Here is a 25921-nt window from a genome sequence, read left to right as displayed (position 1 = left end):
CCAGCAGGTTTTTATATTATGGGATTAGCCTTATTGCTCAGGGTTCAGAAGTAGTTAGCGAGTTTTATGAGTCATAGCCGTTCTCGCTTCCTTAAACTCTAATGACTCCCTTTCACCGCCAGCCTCAAGTAAATGCTGCAGGTGCTGCTGGGCGTTCATAAAACCAACTACCTATCTTGGGTATCTGGCTCCACCACGCCCGGTACCTTGATCTTACCGGTGACGGCGCTATTGATCAAAGTAGCTTTGTACTCTATGAGCTTGGTAATTTGTTGTTCCAGCAGTGTGACGGTAGCGGTCTGCTTGAGCATAGCCTGGTCGATGAACTTGACGATGGCACGCTGCTCTTCAATCGGAGGAACAAGAGTTATCAGTTGCTTGAAACCGTCCCAGTACAGCCGTTTGCGAAAATCCGTAATGCCCTTGGAATACCGGTCCATCTGCTGGATAAAACCGGGAGTACGGTACTGGTACTCGAAGTATCGAGCATCAAGGCTAGAGCGGGGCACTGCAATTGTATATGCGGGGCTAACCATTCCATCCACACTTACCGCACCAATTGCCCCCTGCCAGGCGCGCATCATATTGAAGGCAATATCACCGGGGCGGACGCAGTTATACTTGGATTTATCTTCAATTTTTACACGAGCACGAATATTTTGTTCTTCGGGAATCTCTTCTTCGGACACGCCGGAATGGATGGAGACTGACAATAAGGGTAAGTCCTCCTGCCCAGGCTCCACGCGCTCACGGAACAAGGCACGATTGGCCATGACAGTCCAATGCCCTGGGATTTCACCAATCCATTCAATACCAGAGTCCCGCATGGGTGCATCAGATTTAAGGCCGCAGGTTACGGCCAGCTGGATCAGTATCTGCTTGCGCTCTTTGAGCCGTTCGATCTGGCGCTTCTTGATCTGGATTGCCTGATCAATTTTTGCACCTTTGCAGTCAAGAAAATTGGCGATAGTGGCCTGCTCAGTAAGCGGAGGAAAAGCCAAGACGATGGACCGCATCTCGTCATAACGGGTCGTCCACAGGTCAGCAACAATGCCATGGCCGATTCTGTAAAATTCCTCCACAAACGAATAGCTTTTAAAGAGGTACTTGCAATAATCCCTGTTTATACCGCGCGGCTCCAAGACAATATTAATGAGCGATACAGAACCATCCGTCTCAGACACACCGCTAGACCCTTTCCTGTCTGAACGGCTGTTAATGACAAAGTCGCCAGACCTAACCAGTTTACGGTTGTCGCCGTCATTGGTTTTTGCCGCGCTTTCAAGCTGAGGAAGAATTCCATTCTTAGTTACTGATAGCGGCGGAAAATCCTTATCTGACACCTTGGTGCGGCGTTCTTTAAAAAGACCACCCAGTCGAGTCATTTCCCAGTGGCTTGGAACAACTCCAAGCCATTGAAGATTCGAGTCCTTATAAGAGTTATACGAGGGAGATCTCTCCAGATGCTTAACCAAGGCTCACCCCCGACACATCCTTAACCTCCAGCCCTAAAATATCCGCAATCAACCCTTCAGCCTGCTGCTCCAGCACCACAATCTCCCGCGCTACCTCGTCCATGCTGCGTAACGGCTGATGCTTGTAAAAGTATTTGTTAAAGCTGATTTCGTAGCCGATCTTCACCGACTCCAGGTTGATCCAAGCTTCCGCCACATGGGGTTGCACTTCGGCCTTGAAGAAGCGGTGTATGGAATCGGCCAGAGGGACACTTTCGCTGTCGCGTAGGTCGCTGTTGGATTCGTAAGTGAGGAACTCGCCGGCCTTGCCGTTGGGGTAATAGCCGAAATCGGGCAGTTCGGCCTCATGGCAGTTCAGACGTTCGAGAAGTGCAGCTAATTCGGCGCGGTCGAAATTTTCCACCTTGCGTATGACCTTTACGGAGTTTTCGTCGTACCAGCTGACGGCATTGAGCAACTGGTTGCGCTCGCTAGCGCCGAGCTTGATCCCGGCCTCCTTATTCAGTTGCTTGAGCACCTTGTCCACCAGCTTGGCGAACAAGTTGAAGTCGTCATATTCCTCGCTTCCCACGGCCTGCATCAGGTAGTTGGCCACGGTGACCAACAAGGACTGTTTGGCCCAGGTTTCTAGATTCAGCAGCTTCTTACGCTGTTTGGCATTGAGTTCCATGCCTTGCTCTTCGCACCAAGCGAGAATGGTCTTTTCATGCTGGGCCAGGGTATCGTCCTGGTACACCGCTTCGCCCCATTGCTGATAAATCCACTGCATGGGTTCGCGCAGGGCTTTGTCGAAGCGCAGGGTTTCGACGCGCTCGGCACTGAACTGTGCCCTGCGCCGGTCTGGCCGTTCGATACTGACCTTGTGGTAGCCGAAGTCGCGGTTGTCGAACACCTGCGCGGTAATGCCGTCGTCACCTGCCAGCCGGTCGATGCTGGCCAGGTCCAGGTAGGTCTGGGTGATCAGCTCGATATGTTCGGGGGCGAATTCGCAGTTTTTGTTGCCGAGGTTCTTGCGCAGTTTGCGGTATAGCAGGCTAGCGTCGATCAGTTGCACCTTGCCTCGGCGCTGCGCTGGCTTATTGCTGGAGAGCAGCCAGATATAGGTGGTGATGCCGGTGTTGTAGAACAGGTTGTTGGGCAACTGGATGATGGCATCGAGCAAGTCGTTTTCGATCAGGTGGCGGCGGATATTGCTCTCTCCACCGCCGGCGTCGCCGGTAAACAAGCTGGAGCCGTTATGCACCGAGGCGATACGTGAGCCGAGACCGCTGTCGCCAGGAGCTTTCATTTTGTTGACCATTTCCATCAGAAACAGCAACTGGCCGTCGCTGGAGCGCGGGGTGGCGTCCTGTATCTCGGCGTTTCCCCAATAGTCCGCGAGGCTAACCTTGAAGCGCGGGTCGATCACCTCGCTGCCGTCTTTAATGAACTTCTGCTCACTGGCCCAGCTTTTACCGTAGGGTGGGTTGGACAGCATAAAGTCGAAGCGGCTGCCAGCGAATTCGTCTACCGATAGGGTTGAGCCGGGGCGGATGTGGGCCGGGTTGTTACCCTTGATCATCATGTCCGACTTGCAGATGGCATAGGTCTCGTCGTTGATCTCCTTGCCGTAGAGGTGGATGTCGCGCTGGATGGTCGAATCCGGGTATTTTTCTTCGATAAAATTCTGCGACTCGGTGAGCATGCCGCCACTGCCGCATGCAGGGTCGTAGATGGTCATCACGGTGGGCAGGCGGTCCTTGATCGGATCAAAGACCAGGTGGGTCATCAGCTCGATCACTTCGCGCGGGGTGAAGTGCTCGCCGGCTTCCTCGTTGTTCTCTTCGTTAAACTTGCGGATCAGCTCTTCGAACACATAGCCCATGCCTAGGTTGCTCAGGGCCGGCAGGCGGTTGCCTTGCGGATCCTCGCAGTCGTGCGGGGTGAGGTTGATGGTGGGCGAGGTGAATTTTTCCAGTACGTCAAGCAGGACGTCTTTGCTGGCCATGTGGCGCATCTGCGACTTGAGGTTGAAGCGCCGGATGATGTCTTTGACATTGTCGCTAAAGCCGTCGAGGTATTCCTCAACGTTGCTCAGGAGGATCTGCTGGTTGTTGGTGGCGGTCTTGTGTAGTTGGCTTAGCGTCCACTTGCTGGTGTTGTAGAAGACATAACCGGAAGCGGCACGCAGGGCGCTGTCGTCCAGTTCAGTCTGGCTCATTTCACGTTGTTGAAAGGCCAGTTCCTCCATCACCTTCGTCTTGCTGGCTTCAAGCAGGGCATCGAGCCGCCGGAGCACCACCATTGGTAGGATGACGTCACGGTATTTTCCGCGCACATACACGTCCCGCAGGCAGTCGTCGGCAATCGACCAGATAAATGAAACCAGTTTGTTGTGGACCGCGTGGTTCAACTGAAGATACTCCAAATCAAAGCGCTGACTGGCAGCGCTGCTAGGGCGGCTTCACCGCACCCATGTGCAAGCTAAGGAGCGCATCTTAACCAATACAGATGCGCTTATGGCGGCGGAGATACAAGCGGATGGGGAACCAGCCTGCTCGGTTAGGGGGGCGAGGATGCTCGTGACCAGTTGTTGGATAGCATGGAGAAGCGGTTCGGTGATCAACTATCGTGAGTGAGCATTCGCTCAACTTGTAGTGGTCTAATGAAACCGGACACCCATTTAGGCGAGAATGCTCGCCACAGAGAGGTGTCTGATGACCAACCAACGTCGTACCTTTACCCCCGAATTCAAGCGTGAAGCTGCCTGCCTGGTGCTCGACCAAGGCTACAGTCATGCCGAAGCAGCCCGCTCGCTCGGCTTGGTCGAGTCGGCCCTGCGCCGATGGGTTAACCAGCTTCAGCAGGAACGCGGCGGCATCACGCCCGCCAGCAAGGCGTTGACGCCAGAGCAGCAAAAAATCCAAGAGCTCGAAGCCCGAATCACGCGCCTTGAACGCGAGAAATCAATACTAAAAAAGCTACCGCGCTCTTGATGTCGGAAGATCTCGAGCGTACTCGCTGATCCGCCAGTTCAGCGCCCATGAGCCCATTGATTGGTTGTGCGAGGTGTTGGAAATCACTCGCTCAAGTTACTACGCACATCGTCATAGAAGACGAACTCCGGACGTTGAGCGACTGCGATTGCGCAGTCGAGTGAATGAGCTGTTCACGCGAGGACGAAGTGCGCCCGGCAGCCGTAGCATCAAGGCAATGATGCAAGAAGAAGGTGAGCAAATCGGGCGGTTCAAGGTGCGCAGCCTGATGCGTGAACTGGCGCTGGTCAGCAAGCAGCCGGGATCACACGCCTACAAAAAGGCGACGGTAGAGCGGCCAGATATTCCGAATATTTTGAACCGTGCGTTTGATGTCGAAGCGCCAAATCAGATCTGGTGTGGCGACATCACTTACGTTTGGGCGCAGGGCAAATGGCACTATCTGGCAGTTGTTTTGGATCTCTACGCACGCCGAGTAGTGGGTTGGGCCCTATCAGACAAGCCGGACGCAGACCTCGCGGTCAAAGCGCTGGATGTGGCTTAAGAACAACGCGGCAAACCTCAAGGGCTGCTGTTCCACTCCGACCAGGGGTCGCAATATGGCAGCCGTCAGTTCCGCCAGAGACTGTGGTGCTACCGCATGCGCCAGAGCATGAGCCGCCGAGGCAACTGCTGGGATAACGCGCCGATGGAGCGAGTATTTCGTAGCTTGAAATCAGAGTGGATACCGACCACGGGGTACCTGACTGGGCAGCAAGCTCAACGAGACATCAGCCAGTACCTGATGAGCCATTACAACTGGATACGGCCCCACCAGTTCAACGATGGGCTGGCTCCGGCAAAAGCGGAAGAAAAACTCAAAACTGTGTCCGGAATGAGTTGACCACTACAAATGTCCTCGGCGTAGGCCGGGGTGACCGAGTCTTTCTTGAGCTCGAACCAGGCGGTGGCCACGTTTTCGAAGGTGTGTTCCGTTTCTGCGCGCTTGGCTTCATTCAACGTATTGCGCTGCACCTTCGGATCGATCCCTTGGGTGAGCAGCTCGCGCGCTTCGACTGCCTTCTTTCGTGCGTTCGCCAGCGACAGTTCGGGATAGGTCCCGAAGCCGATGTTGATGCGCTTCTTGGTCACCGGTTCGCGGTAGTTGAAATTCCACAGCAACGAGCCATTGCTGCGTACTCGGAGCTGCAAACCGTCACCGTCCGTGAGGACGTAATCCTTGGACGCGGGTTTGACTCCCCTTGAGTTGTCGATCGGAGAGGCGGAGGTTTTGAGCAGGCATGAGATTGTCCTCAAGCACTGATTCGGTATTCCAAAGATTAGCACTGGGTGAGCTGGAATACCGCCTGGAATACCAGAATGGCTGGAACTCAAAAACTCTTGAAAGACCGCAAAAGCGCTGGAAGCAGCGTATTTACTGGCTTTCAGGCACAAACAAAGACGTCCGTGGACGTTTTTGTTTGATCATTTGGTGGAGCCGGGGGGATCTGAACCCGCGTCCTTACTAACAGACAGATGCGTAACTCGTCACTACTCCGATTGCACTGTAGGAAACGTCCTCTTCCTTGGTAGGCTATCGCCACCATCGAGAGGAAATCCAATGCCCGTCGTGATCGTAGAAAACGATACGTCTCAGTGGGAAGACGAGACAGGCTCTGTCTATCATTTCCCCAAGCGCTACAAAGCCTGGCTCGTTGAAGGCACTGAGGTGATTTACTACAAAGGACGAATCACGGATCGAGCCTTCGTGCCCAAACGCCTCAGTACGTCTCCCCATTACTTTGGCAAAGCACGCGTCGGTAAGGTCTACCCTGACCCGAAAAGTGGAAAGGGGGATCTCTTCGCATTTATTGAGGATTTCGCCGCGTTTGAGAGTGCTGTCCCTGCGAAGCTTGAAGGTCAGTATCTTGAGAGCGTCCCATCGAGTCGAGTTACAAATTACTGGCGTGACGGTGTCCGACCGATCGCTAAGACCGATTACGACACCATCTTGAGCCACGCCAAGCTATTGCCTGTGCAACCGCCAGTCTCAGCAACAGTGACGGATGATGAAAACCTGGGCCTCGAGTCATTCGTGGAAGGTAGCAAGACCACCTACTTCAGCACCCGCTATGAGCGTCGGAAAGACCTCCGGATAAAGGCCATCGCGTTCCATGGCCTGGACTGTAAAGCTTGCGGATTTGATTTTGAACAGGCCTACGGTGAACACGGCAAGGGCTTCGTTCACGTCCACCATGTAGTCCCTATTTCAAAATTAGGTGGTGAGCAGGTAGTGAACCCCGAGACAGACCTCGTGACGTTGTGCGCCAACTGCCATGCTATGGTCCATCGAGCCAGAGATGTGACGCTGAGCATTGCCGAGCTCAAAAAGCTGATACGTGGGCGTTGGGTTTCGGAAGCTTGATGGTGAATCGAACAGACGTGATGCCAACGTCGACCCGGTGCCTGGCCCGGTAAGTGAATCAGTCGTTGGCTAAATCAAGACCAAACGGAGTTGCCATTTTCTCAGTTCGCCCTATCGCAGCCAACGACTGGCGGTCTTACAAGAATCTGAGGCTACGGGCGCTGCAGGAGTGCCCGGATGCCTTTGGGAGTACTTACGCGCATGAGTCCACAAGAGACGATCCTGCTTGGAAGAGCGCGTTGCTACTGTAACCAGTGTCAGCAGCGCTCAAGCTTTCCTCGGTATCCACAATGACGTGGTTCATGGCCTGATCTGGTGCAAGGCATCAGACGCCGACCACGAGCTCGTTGAAATCTTTCAAATGTGGGTCGCGCCTGAAGCACGTGGTCTTGGCATCGGTAGGGCGTTACTTGAGACGGCTGTTGCTTGGGCTGAAAACCGCGGCACTTTCCGCGTGCGCTTGGGTGTGACCATCGCAGACAGCCCAGCGATGCAGCTGTATAAAACGAGCGGCTTTGAGCCAGTTGGCCCCGCTGAGCCTCTGCGTCCGGGCTCGAGTCTAATGTCTCAGCCAATGGAGTTGAGGCTGCGAGCTGATCAATTACGTTGATCTGCCCCTGAAAGTAGGCAGTCTTCAAAGCCGAACACTGAACCAGGTCTTCAATGCATCCGAAAGCGCAGACCTACTTCACCGCATCATCCCCAACTCAGCATCATCCATCAGTGCCTTGGCCAACGCGCACAGATAATGGGAAGCCCAAATCAGTTGAGGTTTATTTTCCATCAACCCATCCAACGTCATATCCCGCGCATAGCCCATCAGCTCCGAAGCCTGCTCGCGTGCGCTCTGGCAGGGGATGCCGGGCTCGATGCGGAAGAGGGGGTGGGTCTGGTTCGCGCCTTGGTAGAAAGTGGTTTTACCGACGGTGAATTTGTTTTCTTCTGTGGCCATCTTTGTCGCTCCCCGAAACACGCTGATGCCTGGGCTGGCCTAGCCGCACCACGCACAACCCAGGCGTAACCAATCACAAACTCAATGCCGCAACCGTGGCTCATACGGCATTTGCACCTGAATCAATGCCGACTCAAGCAACGCGCGCAGCGTCTCAAGCTCGTGCATGGATGCCATCATCAGGATGGAGGCGGGTGACTTGGGCTGCAATTGAATTGCCTGCTGAACAACGGTCAACGCGCAGAGCGCGTAGTCAGTGGCCTGTATCAGAGTGTCTTCAAGGGAGAGAAGGGCGGGAGGCGGATCAGGAACAATCTTTAGCATGGTTCAGCTCCAACGTGGGATATGGAGCTGCCTCGAACTTGCTGTCAAACAAGAGGGTGGCAGCTGTACGCGGGTTGACAGACCGAGACGTTGGCACTCGGCGCACCATAGGTGCCCGCACGTACAGCCGCCATAAAGGCGTGCACATGAGGACAACGTGAGCGGTCTGTCAAAACCGGTCGCTGAATTGGCAGCGACCGGGCGAGACTAGAATCCACACTGCTCATGTGCAACGAAAAACGTGCGCCCGGAGTATCTTTGGGAAACGGCTTACAAGGAAGGGGCTAATTCCGATTTTTTCGCACAGACAACGTCACATCCGATCCAGGTGATGCACGTGGCATATCATCACCACCCGATCAGAACCGCTCATCCCTGATCGCCGGCATCACCAGCTCGGGCACAAAGGACGCGGTAGAAAGCCGCATAAGCGTACCCACCATCCCAACCACATCGTGGACGGGAATCCGCTCGCCACCGCTTCGCTCTAGAGCATCCCCCATCGGCGTAGATAACGGGTCAACCGTATCAGATACCCTAATTGCAGCACAGTCACCGCTAGGTTCTGCTGCCTGAAACTCTGACGTAGCGCGTCTGCAAGTCCATTGAGCGCGGCCTTGGTTGCACCGAACGACACTTCTGGCCTGCCGCTCTGGCGCAGTGCCGAGGTGGAGCCCGTCAGAATGACTTGCGGCCTGGACGAACCGAGCAACTTCGGGATCAAGCGTTTTAGCAGTAGCAGCGTGGCGGTGATGTTCACGTTCACCAGCCTGCTGATCGAGGCACCACTGTCGCTCAGAACTGCGTACTGCTCGGTGAACGCATATTGCTCCCAGATGCCGATGTTGTAGATAAGCACATCCAGTTCAGGGGGCGCTGAGGCTGCGCTGGAGCTAAGCGAGTGCACTGCTCATACCGCTCGCCCTGTCAGCATGCTGCCTGATCCGAGCCACAAAATTGAAAACGCCCCGTCTCATAGCGTGGAGCTTCTGATTACGGCAATATTCACTGTCTTTAGCGCTATCTCAAGGAGTGAGCCACATGAAAAATGTATTTACAGGGATCTGCATGGGATCGCTGCTCGTGATGAGTACTTCCCATGCTGACGTTGGCCGCGAAGAGGAGTTAGACGAGGCGGTTCGCCAGTCGCTGCGAAGGTTGAAGCTGTCTGGCAGGAGTGCTTACGCAGACCAGATGTTCATACCACGAATGACAGCGACATGTGTCTTTCCGTAATGAAGCGCAGTGCTGACGACAAAGTCGAGCTTAAGTACCAGGAGAAATTGGCTCACGCCCAGCAGATGACTGAGCACCCCGATAGTTATTCGACTTATGAGGAAGTTCCTGTTCTACTCAAGGCTTCACAGTCTCATTGGAAGGAATATGTTAAATCGGATTGTGAGGGAATCTACCAACAAAGTGTGTCTGGAACCGCTCGCAGTGGCTTCTCCTTAATGTGTAAGTACAAACACGCTCTTCAGCGTCTGCGAGCATTGGATGAGTGGGACTAACGAGCACGGAGAGTAGGTCCATGATCTTTTAAAGCCGGCGCGATGGATGACGCTTACCCGAGCAGCGCACTCTAATTACCTACTGTCCAGAGTGAATACGTGGACAGGATGCAACAGGTCCATTGTCGCTATGGTAGATTCCACCCTCTTACAAGGAGGTGCCCATGAGCAGCAGAGGAACAGACCGCCAGATCGACAACATTGAGTTCAACGTCCAGGACATTCAGCGCAGCAAGGATTTTTACGGCGCGGTGTTCAGCTGGACCTTCGTCGATTACGGCCCAACATACACCGAGTTCAGCGACGGTCGGTTGACCGGCGGCTTCACCACTGGCGAGCCAGTCAGGCCAGGCGGCCCATTGGTCATCTTGTACTCAGACGACCTTGCTGGAGCTGAGGCCCGGGTTAAGGCTGCTGGCGGAATTATCAGCCGGGAAGTTTTCACCTTTCCTGGCGGGAAGCGATTCCACTTCATCGATCCAGATGGTTATGAGCTTGCTGTCTGGACAGCCTCGGCCTGAGGGATAAAGCCCAGCCCAATGCTGGGCTTTTTGATGGCTGCTGAGCCAGCTTGGTTGCAGACAGCGCGAATCAACGCATCATGCCCAGCTCAGCATCATCCATCAGCGCCTTGGCCAGCGCGCACAGATAGTGGGATGCCCAGATCAACTGGGGCTTATCTTCCATCAAACCATCCAGCGTCATATCCCGCGCATAGCCCATCAGTTCCGAGGCCTGCTCACGTGCACTTTGCCAGGGGATTCCAGGTTCGATGCGGAAGAGGGGATGGGTTTGATTGGCACCTTGGTAGAAGGTGGTTTTACCGACGGTGAATTTGTTTTCTTCTGTGGGCACGGTGGTAGCTCCCCTAAAGACATCGTTGCCTGGGCTGGAAACCCTGGTGGCTCTAACAGCCCAGGCGTTACACAACCAGGCTTTAGTGCCAGGCCCTTGGTTCTGAGGGCATCTGCACCTGGATCAATGCCGACTCAAGCAATGCCCTCAGCGTTTCCAGTTCGTGCATGGACGCCATGATGAGCACCGACGCGGGCGATTTGGGCTGTAGTGCCATTGCATGCTGCACGACGGTTGCCGCGCACAGGGCGTAATCCGTGGCCTGGATTAGTGTGTCTTCTAGGGAAAGAATGTGACGGGGTGGGTCTGGGACGATTTTCAGCATGCTCACGCTCCAACAATGGTTGAGCTGCTATCCACCTCGCTGTCAAACGGGAGGGTGGCAGCTGTACGCGGGTTGACAGACCGAGATTGTTGGCACTCGGCGCACACGAAGGTGCCCGCACGTACAGCCGCCATAAGCGTATGCACACGGACAACAATCGACGGTCTGTCAAAACCGGTCGCTGAATTTGCAGCGACGGGCCGAGACTAGGACCGACGATTTCCTTGCGCAACGAAAAACAGGCTCACGGAGTATCTTTGGGAAACGGCCTACAAGAAAGGGTTAAATTCTGATTGTTTATCAGGAACACCATCGCGTTTTACATAGACAGCCCTGCGTTGCGGGTTGCAGGCTGTTTCCAAGTAGTATTGGAACCCCACACCTACCGCACCAAGGATCAACCCGATGAACCTGCCACCCGACGGCATGCCCATTTACCGCGTTCTGACCGGCCCCGATGACGCTGCCTTTTGCCGCAGGGTCAGTGATGCCCTGCAGCTGGGCTATCAGCTTCATGGCGGGCCTGCGCTTACGTTCAATGGCACGCATGTGATTGTGGCCCAGGCGGTGATTTGGCCTGGGGAGCGGGTGGGCGCTGCTTGACATCAGGGTGGATGGCACCGGCTGGCGCCGGTGTTCGCGGGTGAACCCGCTCCCACAAGAGTGAACTGCGCCAATTTTGAGATTCTGTGTAAGTCAGTTGTTCTTACAAAGGGGCTACCTGCGCCGCAACACCGCCGCCAGCCCCACGGTCAGCATCACGGCACACCCCATGGCCAGGCTGACCGCAAGCCCCACGCCCCACGCCGCCAGTACCCCCGCCAACACCAGATAAAACGCAATCACCCCCACCGCCCCAATCGCATTCCCCCGCACCATCGCGGCCATGCCGGCGCGCCCGTTTTGCACATGCGCGAACACCACCAACGGCCAGGCAATCACCGGTATCGGCGCCAGCATCCCGCTGGTCGCCGGCCCCAGCCAGTTGGCCAGGCTGGTGGTAACCATCAGTAGGGACGTGGCCGACACCATGCGCAGGGGAATCTCCCAATACCGCTGTCGAGACAGGGCCATGGCCTTTGGCTTGGGCTCGCGCCCACTGGCGTTTATCAACACGGCAATCAGCACCAGCGCCACGCCAATCGACAGGTACAAACTGCCCCAATGGGTAAAGGCATAGGCAGCCACGCCATAGAACAGTATCGCCAGCCCTACTGCAGCCCCCACGCCTAGCCTGCGCGTAGCGAACAGGTAAAAAGCATAGGTTGCCTGCACCGCTGCCAGCCCGCCCAGCGCGCCAGGCACGGCCCCAAGGGCGAACGCTGTGCCTTGTTCCAGGCACAAAAAAGTCATCACCAATGCCGAGGTGATCGGTAACCCGGACAGCAGCCCGCCCAACAAGCCGCCCCAGCGCCGCGACGCGAGGGAGATGGCCCACATCAGCAGCGGGGTGACGATGAGTTTCAGGTAGAACAGGGTCATCGCAAGGCAATCCGGTTATGCAGAAGTGACGCCCGCCGTCGGCATTGGGTAGGGCGCTGGTGAGTCAACCGCGGCTGGCCTCCAGGGCCTGGGCCAGGTCGGCGAGGATGTCGTCGCTGTGCTCGATGCCGATCGACAGCCGTACCATGTCCCGTGGCACGCCGGCCTTTTCCAGTTCTTCGTCGTTGAGCTGGCGGTGGGTGGTGGAGGCGGGGTGGCAGGCCAGTGACTTGGCGTCGCCGATGTTCACCAGGCGCAGCACCAGTTGCAGGGCATCAATGAAGCGCGCACCGGCCGCCTGGCCACCCTTGATGCCGAACGACAGAGTCGACGCTGGCTTGCCGCCGGTGTAGCGCTGGGCCAGTGCATGTTCGGGGTGGTCGGGCAGGCCGGCGTATTTAACCCACGCCACTTGCTCGTGGCCTTGCAGGTAGCGGGCTACCTTCAGGGCGTTCTCGGTGTGGCGTTCCATGCGCAGGGCCAGGGTTTCCAGGCCTTGCAGAATCATGAAAGCGTTGAACGGTGCCAGCGCCGCGCCCGTGTTGCGCAGGGGCACCACGCGGCAGCGGCCGATGAAGGCGGCGGGGCCGAAGGCTTCTGTGTAGGTAACGCCGTGGTAGGACGGGTCGGGTGTGTTCAGTAGGGCGAAACGTTCTTTGTTGTCGGCCCAGGGGAATGTGCCGGAGTCGATGACGATGCCGCCGATGCTGGTGCCGTGGCCGCCGATGTACTTGGTCAGCGAGTGCACGACGATGTCGGCGCCGTGTTCGAACGGCCGGCACAGCACGGGGGTGGCGACGGTGTTGTCGACGATCAGCGGCACGCCATGGCGGTGGGCGGCCTCGGCCAGTGCGGCGATATCCACGATGTTGCCGGCAGGGTTGCCGATGGACTCGCAGAACACCGCCTTGGTGCGCTCATCGATCAACGCCTCAAGGGCGGCGATGTTGTCGTGGGCTGCGAAGCGAGTGGTGATGCCCATGCGCGGCAGGGTGTGGGCCAGCAGGTTGTAGGTGCCGCCGTACAGCTTGGCCACCGAAACAATGTTATCGCCAGCCTCGGCCACGGTCTGGATGGCGTAGGTGATGGCGGCCATGCCCGAGGCCACCGCCAGCGCGCCCACCCCACCTTCCAGGGCGGCCATGCGCTGCTCCAGCACGTCGTTGGTGGGGTTCATGATGCGCGAGTAGATGTTGCCGGCCACCTTCAGGTCGAACAGGTCGGCACCGTGCTGGGTGTCGTCGAAGGTGAACGAGGTGGTCTGGTAAATGGGCACCGCCGCGGCCCGGGTGGTGGGGTCGGAGGTGAAGCCCGCGTGGAGGGCGAGGGTTTCCAGCTTCATGCGATCAGTCCTTGAGCGTGGGTGGAGCGATCAAGCATGCGGCGGGGGGTGAGGCGGGTCAAGGGTGGCTGGGCGGGCCTTTTCTATACCGAGGTTGATTCAGAGAAGGCTGCTGTAATCGCATCCACAACTGTGCGCACCCTGGTGGTGTGCGCCAAGTACTGATATATCAGCCCTGGGATTTGGTCCGCTTGCGATCAGGCTACACCTGCGCTCGGTCAGCATCAGGTTAGCGTCCAGCTCCGCAACGACGCGCCTTGGGCACTGGGACGCTGTGCGTTGACCACTCACGAATCTGCTATCAGCTAAGGCACGCCCATGGATGCGACCATTGAACTGAAGATCAAAAACGCACTACACGATCTATTCGCCGCTGTTGGGCAACTGCAGGCGGCCTATCCAGGCAAGCCCTTTACCCTGGACGGCAGGCTGGTCGGCGATATCGGCGAGGTTGTGGCCAGCCTGGCGTACAGGCTGGTACTCAATGATGGGCTCACCAGGCATCACGATGCAATTTGTGATGCGGGGCGCAATGTGCAAATCAAGACCACCTTCGGCACCACCCTTACATTCCCGGTGCACCATGTGCCTGACTATTACCTCGGTATTCGCATGAACCGGGACGGTACGTTTGAAGAGGTCTACAACGGCCCAGGATATCTGATTCAGCAGCAACTGGTGCGCCGTAAACCTACCCGTACGGGATTGCATGGGAATCTCATGGCCATGCTCAGGCGGCTGAATGCAACGGTGGCTGAGCAAGATCGGATACCGCGGCGTTGAATCAGCCTCACGCTGCCTTGGTGCCAACAGCCTGCTTTCCAAATGGCTGAGTGGCCCGAGCATTCTGTACTAAGCCACCGCCCAAGCCATGGCACATCGACTGTTCGGAGCAAACCCGTGTTGGTATTCCTCACTCAATATCGCCGCAAGCCTTGGTTCCAGGTCGTGACTGGCTATCGCCTCAAACCCCATGCGGGCGTGAAACGGCGCATTCCATATTGCCGTGATGCTCGGCACTGAGAGACCTTTAGGGCCGCCCAGTGGCCCTAACCCCGCTTATGAGCCCAGCCCCGCGCTACCCCGGCTCATATGGATCAGTGCCACCCGGTGCCCCTCTGGGGAGCATCTTTCTTCCACTGCGAAAGGCAAGAAACCCAGTTTCGGGTACAGCAGTAAACCCGCAGTGTTCTCGTTGAAGCACGCAATGTGTACCGCCGTGGCCTGATAACGGTCAAATGCCAGCGCTGTCATCGTTTCCACGATGTAACTCGCCACGCCTTGGCCGCGTGCGTCAGGGGCAACGATGACGTTACCGATGCAGCACACGCCGTGCATCTCGGCTTTGTAGAAGTTGGCAAAGCCGACGGTGCGGTTGTTTTTCTCGAACACTGTGGACTCGGTGCGCTGGGCGATGGCGGTGGAGAGCTGATGCTCGGTGAGGGGGTAGCGAGCTTTGGGGAACATGTAGAACAGTTCCTGAGCGTTTTGCGGGAAGGTGCAAAGGGTTGGGATGTCTTCGGGCGTTACGGGTCTGTGTTGTAGGGGCATGGCGGGGGCCTTTTATAGGGGGCTGGGGCTACTTTGCAGCGCATCGCCGGCAGGCCGGCTCCTTCAGGGGACTGCCTGTAAGTTTGGGCCGTTAGAAGGTCGGCGGTGTAATCACCCAGATCACAATAGCGTCAGCTTCACCAGGGTTGCCATAGCGGTGCGGCTTCTGGCTGGAGAAGCTGAAACTGTCGCCTTCTTCCAGCACAAAATGCCGCTCGCCCACCCACAACTCGAACTGGCCGCTAAGCACGTAGCCCGCTTCTTCGCCTTCATGGCTGTAGCTGGTCTGGCTGTAGGTGCCCGGCGGGAAGCGTGAATGCAGCATCTCCAGCTCGCGGTTGGGCTGGGGGGTGAGCAACTGGTCGACGATGCCGTCTTCGTAATACACGCTCAGCCGGCTGTTCTTGCGCACCACGTAGCCTTCATCCTCGGGCGCAGTGACCGCTTCGCTTGCGAAAAACCACTGGATGGTCACGCCCAGGCTGCGGGCGATGTTGAACAGCGCCGGGATGGACGGGTACGACAGGTTGCGCTCCAGCTGGCTGATGTAGCCAGCCGTGAGCTCGCTTTGTGCGGCCAGTTCGGCCAGGGTCATGCCGCGGCGCTTGCGCAGGCCGCGGATGCGCGTACCCAGAAACTGCGGCGCGCTGGCGCCGTCCTCGGCCTGTGGCGCTTTGCTGATGTGGCGACTCATGGCGATGTCCGATCGACCCTGCAAAGCCTCGGAGTATAAACAGGCTCACAAGGCGGCGGCGACTTTCAAACCTTCATGGATCGCCTCTTCAGCCGTGCGCGGGGCCAGGCAGTCGCCGATGCGGTAGACAGGCGCCAGGTCGCGGATCTGCTCGGCCAGGGTATCGACCGGCTGGTGGCCCATGCACAGCACCAGGGTGTCGATGTGTTCGAACAGCATCGCTTCGCCGCTGGCGGTGTGCTGCAGGTAGACGGTGTTGTCGTCGCAGCCGTACAGCCGGGCATAGGGGGTGATGGGTATTGCCAGCTTGTGCAGCGCGCCGGCCAGCTGGTCACGCACATACAGCGGCAGGCTCTCGCCGCAGTGGGTGCCGTTTACCGCCAGTTGCACCTGATGGCCGGCACGCACCAGCCGTTCGGCGATGCCTGGGCCAATCCAGTCGCAACGCCAGTCCATCACCAGCACCGAGCGGCCGGGCTTCACCTGGTCACGCAACAGTTGCCAGGCGTCTACCACTTGCAGTTCGCCGGCGCGTTCGAAGTGCGGCCAGTAGGGCTCCGCACCGGTGGCCACAACCACTGCGTCCGGGCGTACACGTTCGACCAGTGCCCGGTCTACCCGGGTGTTGCGCACCACCTCGACACCGGCCAGTTGCATCTCCCGCTGCAGGTTGGTGCTGGCACCGCCAAATTCTGCGCGGCGCGGCAGCAACTGGGCCAGCAGTACCTGGCCGCCCAGCTGGGCGCTGGCCTCGTACAGCGTTACCTGGTGCCCCCGCGCCGCCGCCACGGCAGCGGCTTTCATGCCGGCCGGGCCGCCGCCCACCACCATGACGCGTTTGCGCGTGGCGGCTTGGGGCAACTGGCCGTATTGTTGTTCGCGCCCGGTTTCCGGGTGCTGGATGCAGGAAATCGGCAGGCCGCGGTGAAAGTGCCCGATGCACGCCTGGTTGCAGGCGATGCAGGCGCGCACGTCTTCAGCCCGGCCGCTGTCGGCCTTGTTCGGCATCAGCGGGTCGCAGATCAGCGCGCGGGTCATGCCGCACACGTCGGCCTGGCCGCGCGCCAGAATCAACTCGGCTTCCTGGGGCTGGTTGATGCGGCCGGTCACGAACAGCGGAATGTTCAGGCGCGACTTGAAGGTTTCTGCCTCGCGGGCCAGGTAGGCTGCCTCGATGGCCATCGGCGGCACAATATGAACGGCGCCGCCGAGCGACGCCGAGGTGCCCGCCACGATGTGCACGTAGTCGAGGCTGCCTTGCAGGGCCCCCACAGCCGTGAGCGATTCATCTTCCGTAAGGCCTTCGGCATCGCGTTCATCGGCGCTGATGCGCAGGCCGATGATGAACTGCTCGTCGGTGGCATCGCGCACGGCCGCCAGCACTTCGCGCAAAAAGCGCAGGCGCTGCTCCAGCGTACCGTTGTAGCCGTCACTGCGGCGGTTCACCCGCGGGTTGAGGAATTGCGCCGGCAAGTAGCCGTGGCTGGCCACCACCTCGACGCCATCAATACCGGCCTGGTGCAGGCGGCGTGCGGCGGCGGCGTAACCGGCGACGATCTCGTCGATCATGGCCTGGTCCAGCGCCCGTGGCATCACCCGGAAGCGCTCGTTGGGCACGGCGGAGGCCGAGTAGGCAACAGCGAGCAGGCCGTCGGCGGACTCCATGATCTCGCGCCCGGGGTGGAACACCTGCGACAGCACCACGGTGCCCTCGGCATGGCACACCTCGGCCAGCCGGCGGTAGCCCTCGATGCAGCTGTCATCGGTGGCCATCAGCACATGGGAGGTGTAGCGCGCGCTGTCGTGCACGCCGGCCACCTGCAGCACGATCAGCCCGACGCCACCCTCGGCGCGAGCCTTGTGGTAGGCGACAAGGCGGTCGTTCACCAGGTTGTCGGTGGGCATCGAGGTGTCGTGGCCGCTGGACATGATGCGGTTTTTAAGGCGCTTGCCACGGATCTGCAGCGGCTGGAACAGGTGCGGGAAGGTCGCCATGGTGTTGAGCTCCGGCTTTGTTTTTATTCTTCAATGAAAATGTACCCATAGTAAAAAATCAACTTGTTTTTTTACTATTGCGGGACTAGTTTTCAGTCACCCACAAAAACAAAAAGAGGGTTCACCGATGAAAGCGTTTGCACAAAAGCCCGGCCTTGGCGCGTTGCTGCTGTGCCTTGGCATGGCCACTGCCCAGGCTGCACCGGACATGGTGGTGGTCGGCTACGGTGGCGCCGGCCAGAAAGCCCAGGATGTGGCGGTGTTCCAGCCGTTCAGTGCGCAGGACAACAGCAAGCTGATCCAGAGTGAGTACAACGGGGAAATGGCCCGCATCAAGGTAATGGTCGATACCGGCCATGTGGATTGGGACGTGGTGCAGATCGAGGGCCCCGACCTGATGCGTGGCTGCGATGAAGGCATGTACGAACAGCTGGACTGGGCCAAGCTCGGCCACGCCGACCAGTTGATCCCCGAGGCCGCGCAGGCCTGTGGCTCGGCGGCGCTGGTGTGGAGCGTGGCCATTGCCTACGACCGCAACAAGCTGGCCCAGGCGCCCACCTCGTGGGCAGACTTCTGGGACGTGAAGACGTACCCGGGCAAGCGCGGCCTGCGCAAGCGCGCGGTATACAACCTGGAGTTCGCACTGATGGCAGACGGGGTCAAGGTGGAGGACGTCTACAAGGTGCTGGCGACCCCGCAGGGGGTAGACCGGGCCTTCGCCAAGCTCAGCGAGCTCAAGCCCTATATCCAGTGGTGGGAGGCGGGCGCCCAGCCGGCGCAGTGGCTCACCGCAGGGGACGTGGTAATGACCTCGACCTACAGCGGGCGCATTGCCGCCGCAGCGCAGGCCGGGGCGCCGTTGGCGGTGGTCTGGCCGGGCAGCCTGTATGGCATGGACTACTGGGCGATCATCAAGGGCTCCAAGCATGTGGCGCAGGCCAAGCGGCTGATTGCCTATGCCAACCAGCCCGAGGTGCAGGTGCGTTACGTGCAGCAGATCCCCTACGGGCCTACCAATACCCAGGCTGCCGCTGCACTCGACCCGGGCCTGGCCCAGTGGGTGCCCACCTCCAGGCAGAACCTGCAGGGCGCGCTGTCGATGGACGTGGCGTTCTGGGTAGACCATGGTGATGAGTTGGAAGAGCGGTTCAACGCCTGGGCCAGCAAGTAACCGCTGCCCCCACTTCAATGGCCTGGGAGGCTGCAAGAACATGAAGCATGAACGTGAGCTGCGCGAAGAACTGGCCGCCTGCTACCGGTTGATCGCACACCTGCGCATGACCGACCTGATCTTCAACCATATCTCGGTGCGGGTGCCGGGGCCGGAGCACCACTTCCTGATCAACCCGTACGGGTTGCTGTACGAGGAAATCACCGCGTCGAGCCTGGTGAAGATCGACCTGCAGGGTAATGCCGTCGAGCCTTCGCAATACCCGGTCAACCCGGCCGGCTTTGTGATCCATAGCGCCATCCATGGGGCACGGGAAGACGCCCAGTGCGTGTTGCACACCCACACCCGGGCCGGGTGCGCGGTGGCGGCGCTGGAATGCGGTTTGCTGCCGGTGAACCAGATGTCGATGGAGTTCTATGGGAAGGTGGCCTACCACGATTACGAAGGGGTGGCGCTGAACCTGGATGAACAGCAGCGCCTGGTGGCCGACCTGGGTCAGCAGCCGGTGATGATTATGCGTAACCATGGCCTGCTGACGGTTGGGCGCACGGTGGGGGAGGCGTTCATGCGCATGTATTACCTGGAGAAGGCCTGCGAGATCCAGGTAACCGCCATGGCCAGTGGCAAGCTGGTGTTGCCGGCCCATGAGGTGTGCGTGCACACCGAACGGCAGTTCAATGACCCTGGGCGGCCGGTGATGGAGGGGCAGTTGACCGACCACGATGCAGGGGCGTTGGCGTGGAAGGCAATGGTAAGGATGCTGGACCGGGTAGCGCCGGGGTATCGGGACTGAGCTTGTGTTGAGGATCGAGGGCCGCCAAGCGGCCCCCGAATACCAAGGCTCACCGGCCTCAGAACCGAACCGTAACCCCCGCATTCACCGAGTGGAACCGCGTGTCCGACCCAAACTGCCCCTGATACGACAGCCCGACCTCGGTCTGCCGGTTCAACTGCACTTTGGCCCCCACTTCGGTCAGCGCCACGTTGCGCGTTTGCGCAATGCCTTGCACAGCGAAGTCAGGCCCACCGGCAAACGCCTGTTCGTTGCGCGGGTCCAGGTCACCATAGGCCCGGCGCCAGCCCAGCGAGCCGAACAGCTGGGTATCGTGGTTGGCCACGCGGGTGTGGGTAGAGGCACGCATGCCCACGGTCGAGAACCAGGTGTCCTGTTTCTCGCTGGACACCTTCAGGGCCGCGGCACCGCCTTTTTCGCGGAAGCTGTCAGCATCGTACTTCACGTACGACACGCCCACGAACGGCTCCAGCGCCACTGCGCCCAGGCCGATGCGGTAGGCCGCCTCGCCACTGGCTTGCAGAGTGTTGGCGTCGCGCTTGCCCTTCAAGTGGTCGTTGAAGCCGGCAAAGGCCACGTTGCGCGTGCTGTCCAGCTTGTGCCAGGTGTAGCCCACGTCTGCGCTCAGGCGCAGGGCATCGAACTGGGCGCCGGTGTACAGGCCCAGGTGATAGTTATCGCTGTGGCCCTTGGCGTCGCGGTCGTCGGCATCGAACTTGGAGCGGCTGTAGCCGCCGTACACGCCGGCGCGCCAGTCCTGGGTGATGCTGCCGTCTGCGCCAACCAGCACACCGCCGGTTCTCTGGTGCAGGCCGCTGGAGCCGTTGTTACCGTCCAGCTTCGACCAGTTACCGAAGGTTTGCGCCCATGCACCACCCTGTGCTTCCGGAGTAGTGGGCATCAGGTTCGACGCCCCCAACGGCATGCGCACGGTGTTGCTGTCCAGCAGGCCGCGCAGGCGGGTACCCAGCACGCCGGAGACCACCTGGCTGTTGGCGATCAGCGCGGTACCGGTGCTGCTGTGGTAGTCGCCAGACAACTGGTCGATGGCGTTGCGGGCGCTGGCGGCGTCCAGCACCAGCAGGTTGTTGTACAGGCGCAGCGGTTCGCCGCTCTGTTCCAGCACGCTCAGCGCGCCTGCGGTGTTCCACTGGTTCTGGGTGAGTGCCACGGTCTGGAAGATGCCAGGGGTGCCGGCTTCTGGCGGCTGGACCGGGGGCTGCACAGGTGGCTGGACCGGTGGTTCGACCGGCGGCTGTACCGGTGGCTCGACAGGGGGCTGCACGGGTGGCTGCACCGGCGGTTCTACCGGGGGTTGAACAGGTGGCTGTACCGGCGGCTCAACGGGTGGCTCTACCGGGGGTTGCACAGGCGGCTCCACGGGTGGCTGTACAGGCGGCTCGACAGGTGGCTCAACCGGCGGCTCGACTGGCGGCTCCACGGGCGGTTCAACCGGTGGCGTGGTGGTTTTCTGCGCAATGGTGAGGTTCAGCTCGTTGGCGGTGCGCTGCAGGCTTACGTTGAGGAACGCCGAGTTGGTAAAGGCCTGGGCATAAGCGGTGCCAGCCGCTGCGCCGTCTTTCACGCCGCCTTGGGCCGCCAGCAGGGTGTAGGTTTGCCCGGTCTGGTAGCTTTGCGCCTCGTTCAGCGTGGTGACATCGACGCGGGTGCCACGCAGGGTGGCGGCGCCGCTGACGTTCACGCGGTCGGAGCCGCCATTGCCGGCGATGTCGGCGGCGTAGCGCGAGCCGGCGGCCATGTCCAGGTCACCCTTGATCGACAAGGTGCCCAGCGCGCCTTCGCCCGGCGACAGGGTACCGCCCGAGGCCACCTGGGTAGCGCCCACTTGGCCGGTACCCGCCAGTACACCACCGTCCAGCACCTGGGCGCGGTTGCTGTAATTGCCTGCGGTGTCGGTGTGGCCCACGGTGCCGTTCACCACCAGCGTGCCGTTGCCCACACTCAGCAGCGAGGTGCCCCGCGGGTTGGTCTGGTCCACGTCGCCGGCCAGCACCAAGCGCCCGCCGCGTACCACGGTGCTGCCCGACAACCCGGTCACGTCGCCGCTCAGGGTGGTATCGCCGCTGAACGCATACACCCGGCCAGCGCCGCTGATGCTGTTGGCGAACTGCAGGTTGTTGTCGGTGTGGTTGAACGCCAGTGAACCACTGCCAGCGCCAAAGCGTATGGCGGTTTGCGGATCCACACGACCGGCTGCCTTGGCGGGGCCAGCGGTGATCCCATCAATGTCGGTGCGGCTGTCGTCACGCACCACGGCACCGCCGATGGCGAGGGTGCCGCGTGCGGCACTGTTGATACTGGTCAATTCACTGATGTCGATACCGTCAGTGCTGCTTAACTCCGCCCCGTCGGCCAACACCAGGATGGTGCTCGACGTGGTGGTGCCCAAGGTCATGGCGCGGGTGGCCAGGCGTGTGCCTTCACCCGCTACGCTGACCAGGGTGTTGCGGCTGGTGTTGGCCGAGCCCAGGGTCATCGAATCGCTGGTCAGCACGGCGCCGCTGCTCAAGCTCAGGTCGTTGCGGTTGCGGAAGGTGCCGGTGTTGTCCCAGCGGGTTCCAGCGCCCGACAAATCGCTGATGGAGTTGATGGCTACGCGTTCGCTGGCCAGTTGCCCGCCCTCTTTGAGGGTGATGCGCGAGTCGTACAGGAACACCCCCCCAGAACTGACTTGTACCGTATCCACCTTCGAGCCTTGACCGCTCACCACCAGGTTTGCCCGGGACAGGCCATTGCCCGCATTGCCGTTGTCGCTGAGCTGAAGGTCACGCACAGACACCTGCCCGCCATCCAGCACGTTCAGCGTGCCTTGGCCTGCGCCGCCAACCACGATGGTGTTGCCCAATACGGCATTGGTGCGTGGGACCGTCCAGCGGGTGCCCGGCCCTTGGACTGTGACCGTCGCCATGGCGGTGCTGGCTTGGTCGTTAGTGAAAGTGCCACCGATGCGGCCGCCTTTGCTGGTGAGTTCGGCGCCATTGTTGATGGTCAGGCTGGCAGGCACACCGTCGCCGGGCCGCAGCGAGACGGTGCCGTCATAGGCGCGGTCAGTGCTGAAGGTGTCCTGCCCACTGTTGAGGATATAGTCCGCGGCGTGTGCGTCCGGCAACACGGCGAGGGTGATCGCCAAGGTGAGCGGGGATAGTCTGAATAGGGGGTTCATAGCGACTCCAGATACTCCATTAGATGCCACTGGCGTGGCCGCCGGCCCTGAAGGCGCTGGCGTTCCTGTGTGCAACGGTTAACAGGGGGAGTATCGGGAGGGGGGCAAGGGGTGGAAATAGTACGGATGTGCTAGTTGCGTCGGAACGTGACGCAGCGCACAGAGTGGCTTACAGCCCTGAGCTACACATCGAGCAACGGCTCTTCAGTCCACCCAGCGCCACAACGGCTCATCCAGCAGCCCGACGCCGCGCAACTGGGTCTGGCCCTGCACCTTTTCCAGTTCCAGCACATTGCACCCCTCGCAGGCCTTCAAGGCCTGGATCAGTGCGGCGCTGTGCGACACCACCCACACCTGGCTGCGCTGCGACGCGCGGATGATCAGCCGCGCCAGTGCAGGCAGCAGGTCGGCGTGCAGGCTGGTTTCGGGTTCGTTCAGCACCATCAGGGACGGTGGCCGCGGGGTGAGCAGGGCTGCCATCAACAGCAAGTAGCGCAGGGTGCCGTCCGACAGCTCTGCACCACCCAATGGGCGCAGCAACCCGTGCTGATGCAGCCTTACACTGAACAACCCGCCTGGTGGTGCGTCGATCTCCAGCTGGCTGCCGGGGAAGGCATCATCCAGGGCGGCGGTCAGGTCCTCGACGTCACCGATTTCGATAATGGTTTGCAGGGCCGAGGCCAGGTTGCGCCCGTCATGGTGCAGCACCGGTGAGCGGGTGCCCAGTTGCGGCTGCCGGCACGGGGCGTCGCGGTCGATGCGAAAGTGGTCATAGAACCGCCAGCTGTTGATGAACGCGCGCAGCTCGCCGATTTCCGGCGCCTGGCGTGGGCGGCCGACGATGTTGAAGAAGCTTTCGCAGCTGTCTGCATGCTGGTCCAGCACCGCCCAGCCCTTGCCCTCGCGCGCGCGTACCAGGGCGTTCTTGCGCTCGACCAGCAACGACGCGGGGCGATAGGCCCCGGCGCCCCAGATGGCTTCCCACTTGATTTCCGGGTCGAGCATGAAGGCGGAGGGATAGGGCAGGGGAATGGGCAGGCCGAGGGAGATGGCGAAGCCGAAATCCTCGGTGGCGAACCCCAGGCGCAGGCGGCGGACCTCCTTCGGGTGCTGGCCTTCAATGGGCACTTCACCGCGTTTCATGCGCGCGCTCATTTCCGGGCCCGCCCACCAGGTGGAGTCCAGCCCGCCTTCCCGCGCCAGCGCCTCGATCACCCCGCCCTGGGCCGTTTCGGCCAGCAGGCGCAAGGCCTTGTACAGGTTGGACTTGCCGCTGCCATTGGCGCCGGTCACCAGGTTGAGCTGGCCCAGGGGCAGCACCAGGTGGTTGATCGAGCGGTAATTACCAATGGCAAGGGTGGTGAGCATGGCGCGTTCCAGCTGTGGCGGTTTGGGCTCGAGTTTGGCCCAGGCCGTTTCGCGGGTAAACCCGCTCCCACAGGTCGAATGGCAGAGTTGCCGGCGATGGGCCGCTAAGCGGCCCTAGATCCAGAGGTCGTTCTGCGCCGTGCGCTCACCCCCCTCATGGCCCGTATTCAGCACCCCGCGTGGCTCGATCATCATCAGTTTCGCTTCTCCCTGTGCAGCCGTCCTGTGCTCTACACCTCGCGGCACCACAAACAACTCACCCGGCTGCACCCACACACAACCTGCTGGCAGGTCGATGCGCAATGTGCCCTCCAGGACCAGAAACGCCTCATCGGTTTCTGGGTGCGAATGCCAGATGAATTCGCCCTCGATACGCACCACCTTGAACTGGTAGTCGTTCATTTCCGCGACCACCCGGGGGCTCCATTGCTGGTCGATCATGGATGCTTTTGCCTTCAGGTTCACAGGCTGTGCAGGGGCTTGCTGCTTTGATGCGGGCATGGCGGGTTCTCCGTTGTTGGAGAGCCAAGCCTACCCAGCGGGCGCAACGGCTTCTTGTACGATCCTGCAACTCAGCGCCCAGCGCGCAAGCGCTCAACCCAGCGGGCGGGGGGCACCCCGAAACTGCGGGTGAAGTGACGGGTCATGTGGCTCTGGTCATGAAAGCCCGCGGCCAGGGCCGCGTCCACCAGCGTGAAGCCATCGAGTAACAGCCTGCGGACCGTGTCCAGGCGCCGCAGGGTCACGAAGCGGTAAGGGCTGGTGCCATACAACGCGCGGAAGTCTCTGGACAGGCTCCATTGCTCGCGGCCGCTGGCCTTTTCGAGCATCTCCAGGGTTATGCCCGCCTGCTGGTGCTCCATGATGAAGGCCCTGGCCCGCTCAGCCGAGCGGTAATCCAGGCGCTTGCGCCCACGCGGCTTACCGCCCACGGCGCGCAGGGCCATGGCCAGGTCGTACACGGCGTCCTGTTCCTCCAGCCTTTCCAGGGGGTGGTCGAGTGCCTGGACAAAGGCCTGACTGGCGTGGAACAGGCGCGGGTCGCTGGACACGCCGCCAGCAATGAACGGCAGCGGCTCGCCCCCCAGTACCTGCTGTATCAGCGCCGGGTCGATATAGGCCATGCGGTAGCGAAAACCCGCAGCGGTGCCGGCCATGCCGTCATGCAATTCGTCGGGGTGCAACACCAGCGTGTTGCCCGGCACGCCATGGCACAGCGAGCCTTTGTAGTGAAAACTCTGCACCCCGGCCAGGGTACGGCCGATGGAGTAGGTGTCGTGCCGATGCGGGTCGTACCCATGGCTGCCGAACCAGGCTTCGATCCGTTCCACGCTGCCAGGCTGGGCGCTGCGGATGACCCAGTCGGAGGCAGGGGCGTGGTTGGGCTCGCTGTGCATGGTCGGCTTCCTGGGCTTGGGACGCTGAAGCGTACAGGTTCAGTTCCGTATCAGGACAGCGTCTACGTGCACCGCCCCCTGAGTTTTACGACGAGGTTGACGTCTGGTTCCCCGGGGCAGGGT

General features: G+C 60.2%; 23 protein-coding genes and 3 pseudogenes. 9 read left to right on the top strand and 17 right to left on the bottom strand.

Going from position 1 to position 25921, the window contains the following annotated elements; all coding sequences use genetic code 11:
• Window positions 1-167 precede the first annotated feature (167 nt).
• On the bottom strand, window positions 168-1385 hold the full coding sequence (locus PPA02S_RS13000; protein ID WP_154660063.1) for a restriction endonuclease subunit S: 1218 nt from the start codon (window positions 1383-1385) through the stop codon (window positions 168-170).
• A gap of 82 nt (window positions 1386-1467) precedes the next feature.
• On the bottom strand, window positions 1468-3867 hold the full coding sequence (locus tag PPA02S_RS12995; RefSeq protein WP_033727997.1) for a type I restriction-modification system subunit M: 2400 nt from the start codon (window positions 3865-3867) through the stop codon (window positions 1468-1470).
• 304 nt (window positions 3868-4171) lie between these two features.
• On the opposite strand from PPA02S_RS12995, the pseudogene PPA02S_RS22690 reads away from it, so the two are divergent.
• Window positions 4172-5333: pseudogene (locus PPA02S_RS22690) on the top strand (IS3 family transposase).
• A gap of 8 nt (window positions 5334-5341) precedes the next feature.
• On the opposite strand, the pseudogene PPA02S_RS22685 reads toward PPA02S_RS22690, so the two are convergent.
• A pseudogene (locus PPA02S_RS22685) lies at window positions 5342-5732 on the bottom strand (integrase arm-type DNA-binding domain-containing protein); the annotation flags it as partial.
• 318 nt (window positions 5733-6050) lie between these two features.
• Between PPA02S_RS22685 and PPA02S_RS12975 the strand changes: the two are divergent.
• Both PPA02S_RS12975 and PPA02S_RS23340 read left to right on the top strand, forming a co-directional pair.
• Window positions 6051-6854 carry an HNH endonuclease gene (locus PPA02S_RS12975; RefSeq protein WP_028633724.1) on the top strand — a complete coding sequence of 268 codons (804 nt, stop codon included), beginning with the start codon at window positions 6051-6053 and terminating at the stop codon, window positions 6852-6854.
• Window positions 6855-7149: 295 nt separating this feature from the next.
• The gene (locus tag PPA02S_RS23340; protein WP_245614697.1) at window positions 7150-7464 is read left to right on the top strand and encodes a GNAT family N-acetyltransferase; all 315 of its coding nucleotides are present in this window, start codon (window positions 7150-7152) and stop codon (window positions 7462-7464) included.
• 78 nt (window positions 7465-7542) lie between these two features.
• Here PPA02S_RS23340 and PPA02S_RS12965 read toward each other — a convergent pair whose 3' ends face one another.
• The 3 genes from PPA02S_RS12965 to PPA02S_RS12955 form a co-directional block, all read right to left on the bottom strand.
• A complete protein-coding gene (locus tag PPA02S_RS12965; protein ID WP_028633725.1) occupies window positions 7543-7806 on the bottom strand; it encodes a DUF3077 domain-containing protein in 264 nt (87 codons plus the stop codon).
• An 81-nt stretch (window positions 7807-7887) separates the two neighbouring features.
• Complete coding sequence (locus PPA02S_RS12960) at window positions 7888-8130, bottom strand: hypothetical protein (protein WP_028633726.1); 243 nt, start codon at window positions 8128-8130, stop codon at window positions 7888-7890.
• A gap of 487 nt (window positions 8131-8617) precedes the next feature.
• A complete protein-coding gene (locus PPA02S_RS12955) occupies window positions 8618-8989 on the bottom strand; it encodes an SDR family NAD(P)-dependent oxidoreductase (protein ID WP_245614692.1) in 372 nt (123 codons plus the stop codon).
• Between the two features lie 349 nt (window positions 8990-9338).
• On the opposite strand from PPA02S_RS12955, the pseudogene PPA02S_RS23495 reads away from it, so the two are divergent.
• Both PPA02S_RS23495 and PPA02S_RS12940 read left to right on the top strand, forming a co-directional pair.
• Window positions 9339-9641, top strand: a pseudogene (locus tag PPA02S_RS23495) (lysozyme inhibitor LprI family protein); the annotation flags it as partial.
• 164 nt (window positions 9642-9805) lie between these two features.
• Window positions 9806-10162, top strand: coding sequence for a VOC family protein (locus tag PPA02S_RS12940; protein ID WP_028633729.1), 357 nt, complete (start codon window positions 9806-9808; stop codon window positions 10160-10162).
• A gap of 70 nt (window positions 10163-10232) precedes the next feature.
• Here the strand turns inward: PPA02S_RS12940 and PPA02S_RS12935 are convergent, their stop codons facing one another.
• Together PPA02S_RS12935 and PPA02S_RS12930 are read right to left on the bottom strand one after the other, a co-directional pair.
• A complete protein-coding gene (locus PPA02S_RS12935; protein ID WP_028633730.1) occupies window positions 10233-10496 on the bottom strand; it encodes a DUF3077 domain-containing protein in 264 nt (87 codons plus the stop codon).
• Window positions 10497-10578: 82 nt separating this feature from the next.
• Window positions 10579-10821: a hypothetical protein gene (locus tag PPA02S_RS12930; protein ID WP_028633731.1), complete on the bottom strand. Its 243-nt coding sequence runs from the start codon at window positions 10819-10821 to the stop codon at window positions 10579-10581.
• Between the two features lie 405 nt (window positions 10822-11226).
• Between PPA02S_RS12930 and PPA02S_RS12925 the strand changes: the two genes are divergently transcribed.
• Complete coding sequence (locus tag PPA02S_RS12925) at window positions 11227-11424, top strand: DUF1737 domain-containing protein (protein ID WP_028633732.1); 198 nt, start codon at window positions 11227-11229, stop codon at window positions 11422-11424.
• A 114-nt stretch (window positions 11425-11538) separates the two neighbouring features.
• On the opposite strand, the gene PPA02S_RS12920 is transcribed toward PPA02S_RS12925, so the two are convergent.
• Window positions 11539-12303 (bottom strand): hypothetical protein, encoded by a 765-nt coding sequence (locus PPA02S_RS12920; protein ID WP_028633733.1) that lies wholly within the window; start codon window positions 12301-12303, stop codon window positions 11539-11541.
• A 64-nt stretch (window positions 12304-12367) separates the two neighbouring features.
• Complete coding sequence (locus PPA02S_RS12915) at window positions 12368-13645, bottom strand: bifunctional O-acetylhomoserine aminocarboxypropyltransferase/cysteine synthase (RefSeq protein WP_028633734.1); 1278 nt, start codon at window positions 13643-13645, stop codon at window positions 12368-12370.
• Between the two features lie 318 nt (window positions 13646-13963).
• Between PPA02S_RS12915 and PPA02S_RS12910 the strand changes: the two genes are divergently transcribed.
• On the top strand, window positions 13964-14428 hold the full coding sequence (locus PPA02S_RS12910) for a DUF6998 domain-containing protein (RefSeq protein ID WP_028633735.1): 465 nt from the start codon (window positions 13964-13966) through the stop codon (window positions 14426-14428).
• A gap of 276 nt (window positions 14429-14704) precedes the next feature.
• Here PPA02S_RS12910 and PPA02S_RS12905 read toward each other — a convergent pair whose 3' ends face one another.
• The 3 genes from PPA02S_RS12905 to PPA02S_RS12895 all read right to left on the bottom strand — a co-directional run bounded on the left by PPA02S_RS12905 (window position 14705) and on the right by PPA02S_RS12895 (window position 17885).
• Window positions 14705-15196, bottom strand: coding sequence for a GNAT family N-acetyltransferase (locus PPA02S_RS12905; RefSeq protein WP_028633736.1), 492 nt, complete (start codon window positions 15194-15196; stop codon window positions 14705-14707).
• Window positions 15197-15287: 91 nt separating this feature from the next.
• Window positions 15288-15890 carry a cupin domain-containing protein gene (locus tag PPA02S_RS12900; protein ID WP_028633737.1) on the bottom strand — a complete coding sequence of 201 codons (603 nt, stop codon included), beginning with the start codon at window positions 15888-15890 and terminating at the stop codon, window positions 15288-15290.
• Window positions 15891-15935: 45 nt separating this feature from the next.
• Entirely contained in the window at window positions 15936-17885 is a 1950-nt protein-coding gene (locus tag PPA02S_RS12895; RefSeq protein WP_028633738.1) for an oxidoreductase, read from the bottom strand.
• Between the two features lie 127 nt (window positions 17886-18012).
• On the opposite strand from PPA02S_RS12895, the gene PPA02S_RS12890 reads away from it, so the two are divergent.
• Together PPA02S_RS12890 and PPA02S_RS12885 are read left to right on the top strand one after the other, a co-directional pair.
• On the top strand, window positions 18013-19056 hold the full coding sequence (locus PPA02S_RS12890) for an ABC transporter substrate-binding protein (protein ID WP_028633739.1): 1044 nt from the start codon (window positions 18013-18015) through the stop codon (window positions 19054-19056).
• A gap of 40 nt (window positions 19057-19096) precedes the next feature.
• A complete protein-coding gene (locus PPA02S_RS12885) occupies window positions 19097-19849 on the top strand; it encodes a class II aldolase/adducin family protein (RefSeq protein ID WP_042141719.1) in 753 nt (250 codons plus the stop codon).
• A gap of 58 nt (window positions 19850-19907) precedes the next feature.
• On the opposite strand, the gene PPA02S_RS12880 is transcribed toward PPA02S_RS12885, so the two are convergent.
• The 4 genes from PPA02S_RS12880 to PPA02S_RS12865 form a co-directional block, all read right to left on the bottom strand.
• A complete protein-coding gene (locus PPA02S_RS12880; RefSeq protein ID WP_028633741.1) occupies window positions 19908-22952 on the bottom strand; it encodes an autotransporter domain-containing protein in 3045 nt (1014 codons plus the stop codon).
• A gap of 285 nt (window positions 22953-23237) precedes the next feature.
• Window positions 23238-24401, bottom strand: coding sequence for an AAA family ATPase (locus PPA02S_RS12875; RefSeq protein WP_028633742.1), 1164 nt, complete (start codon window positions 24399-24401; stop codon window positions 23238-23240).
• Between the two features lie 114 nt (window positions 24402-24515).
• On the bottom strand, window positions 24516-24902 hold the full coding sequence (locus PPA02S_RS12870; RefSeq protein ID WP_028633743.1) for a cupin domain-containing protein: 387 nt from the start codon (window positions 24900-24902) through the stop codon (window positions 24516-24518).
• A 71-nt stretch (window positions 24903-24973) separates the two neighbouring features.
• The gene (locus tag PPA02S_RS12865; RefSeq protein ID WP_028633744.1) at window positions 24974-25798 is read right to left on the bottom strand and encodes an AraC family transcriptional regulator; all 825 of its coding nucleotides are present in this window, start codon (window positions 25796-25798) and stop codon (window positions 24974-24976) included.
• Between the last annotated feature and the right edge of the window lie 123 nt (window positions 25799-25921).

This window comes from Pseudomonas parafulva NBRC 16636 = DSM 17004 (assembly GCF_000730645.1).
GTDB classification, from domain to species: Bacteria; Pseudomonadota; Gammaproteobacteria; order Pseudomonadales; family Pseudomonadaceae; genus Aquipseudomonas; species Aquipseudomonas parafulva.
Note: the sequence above shows the minus strand (reverse complement) of the source record. Positions and strands in the feature narration are given on the sequence as shown.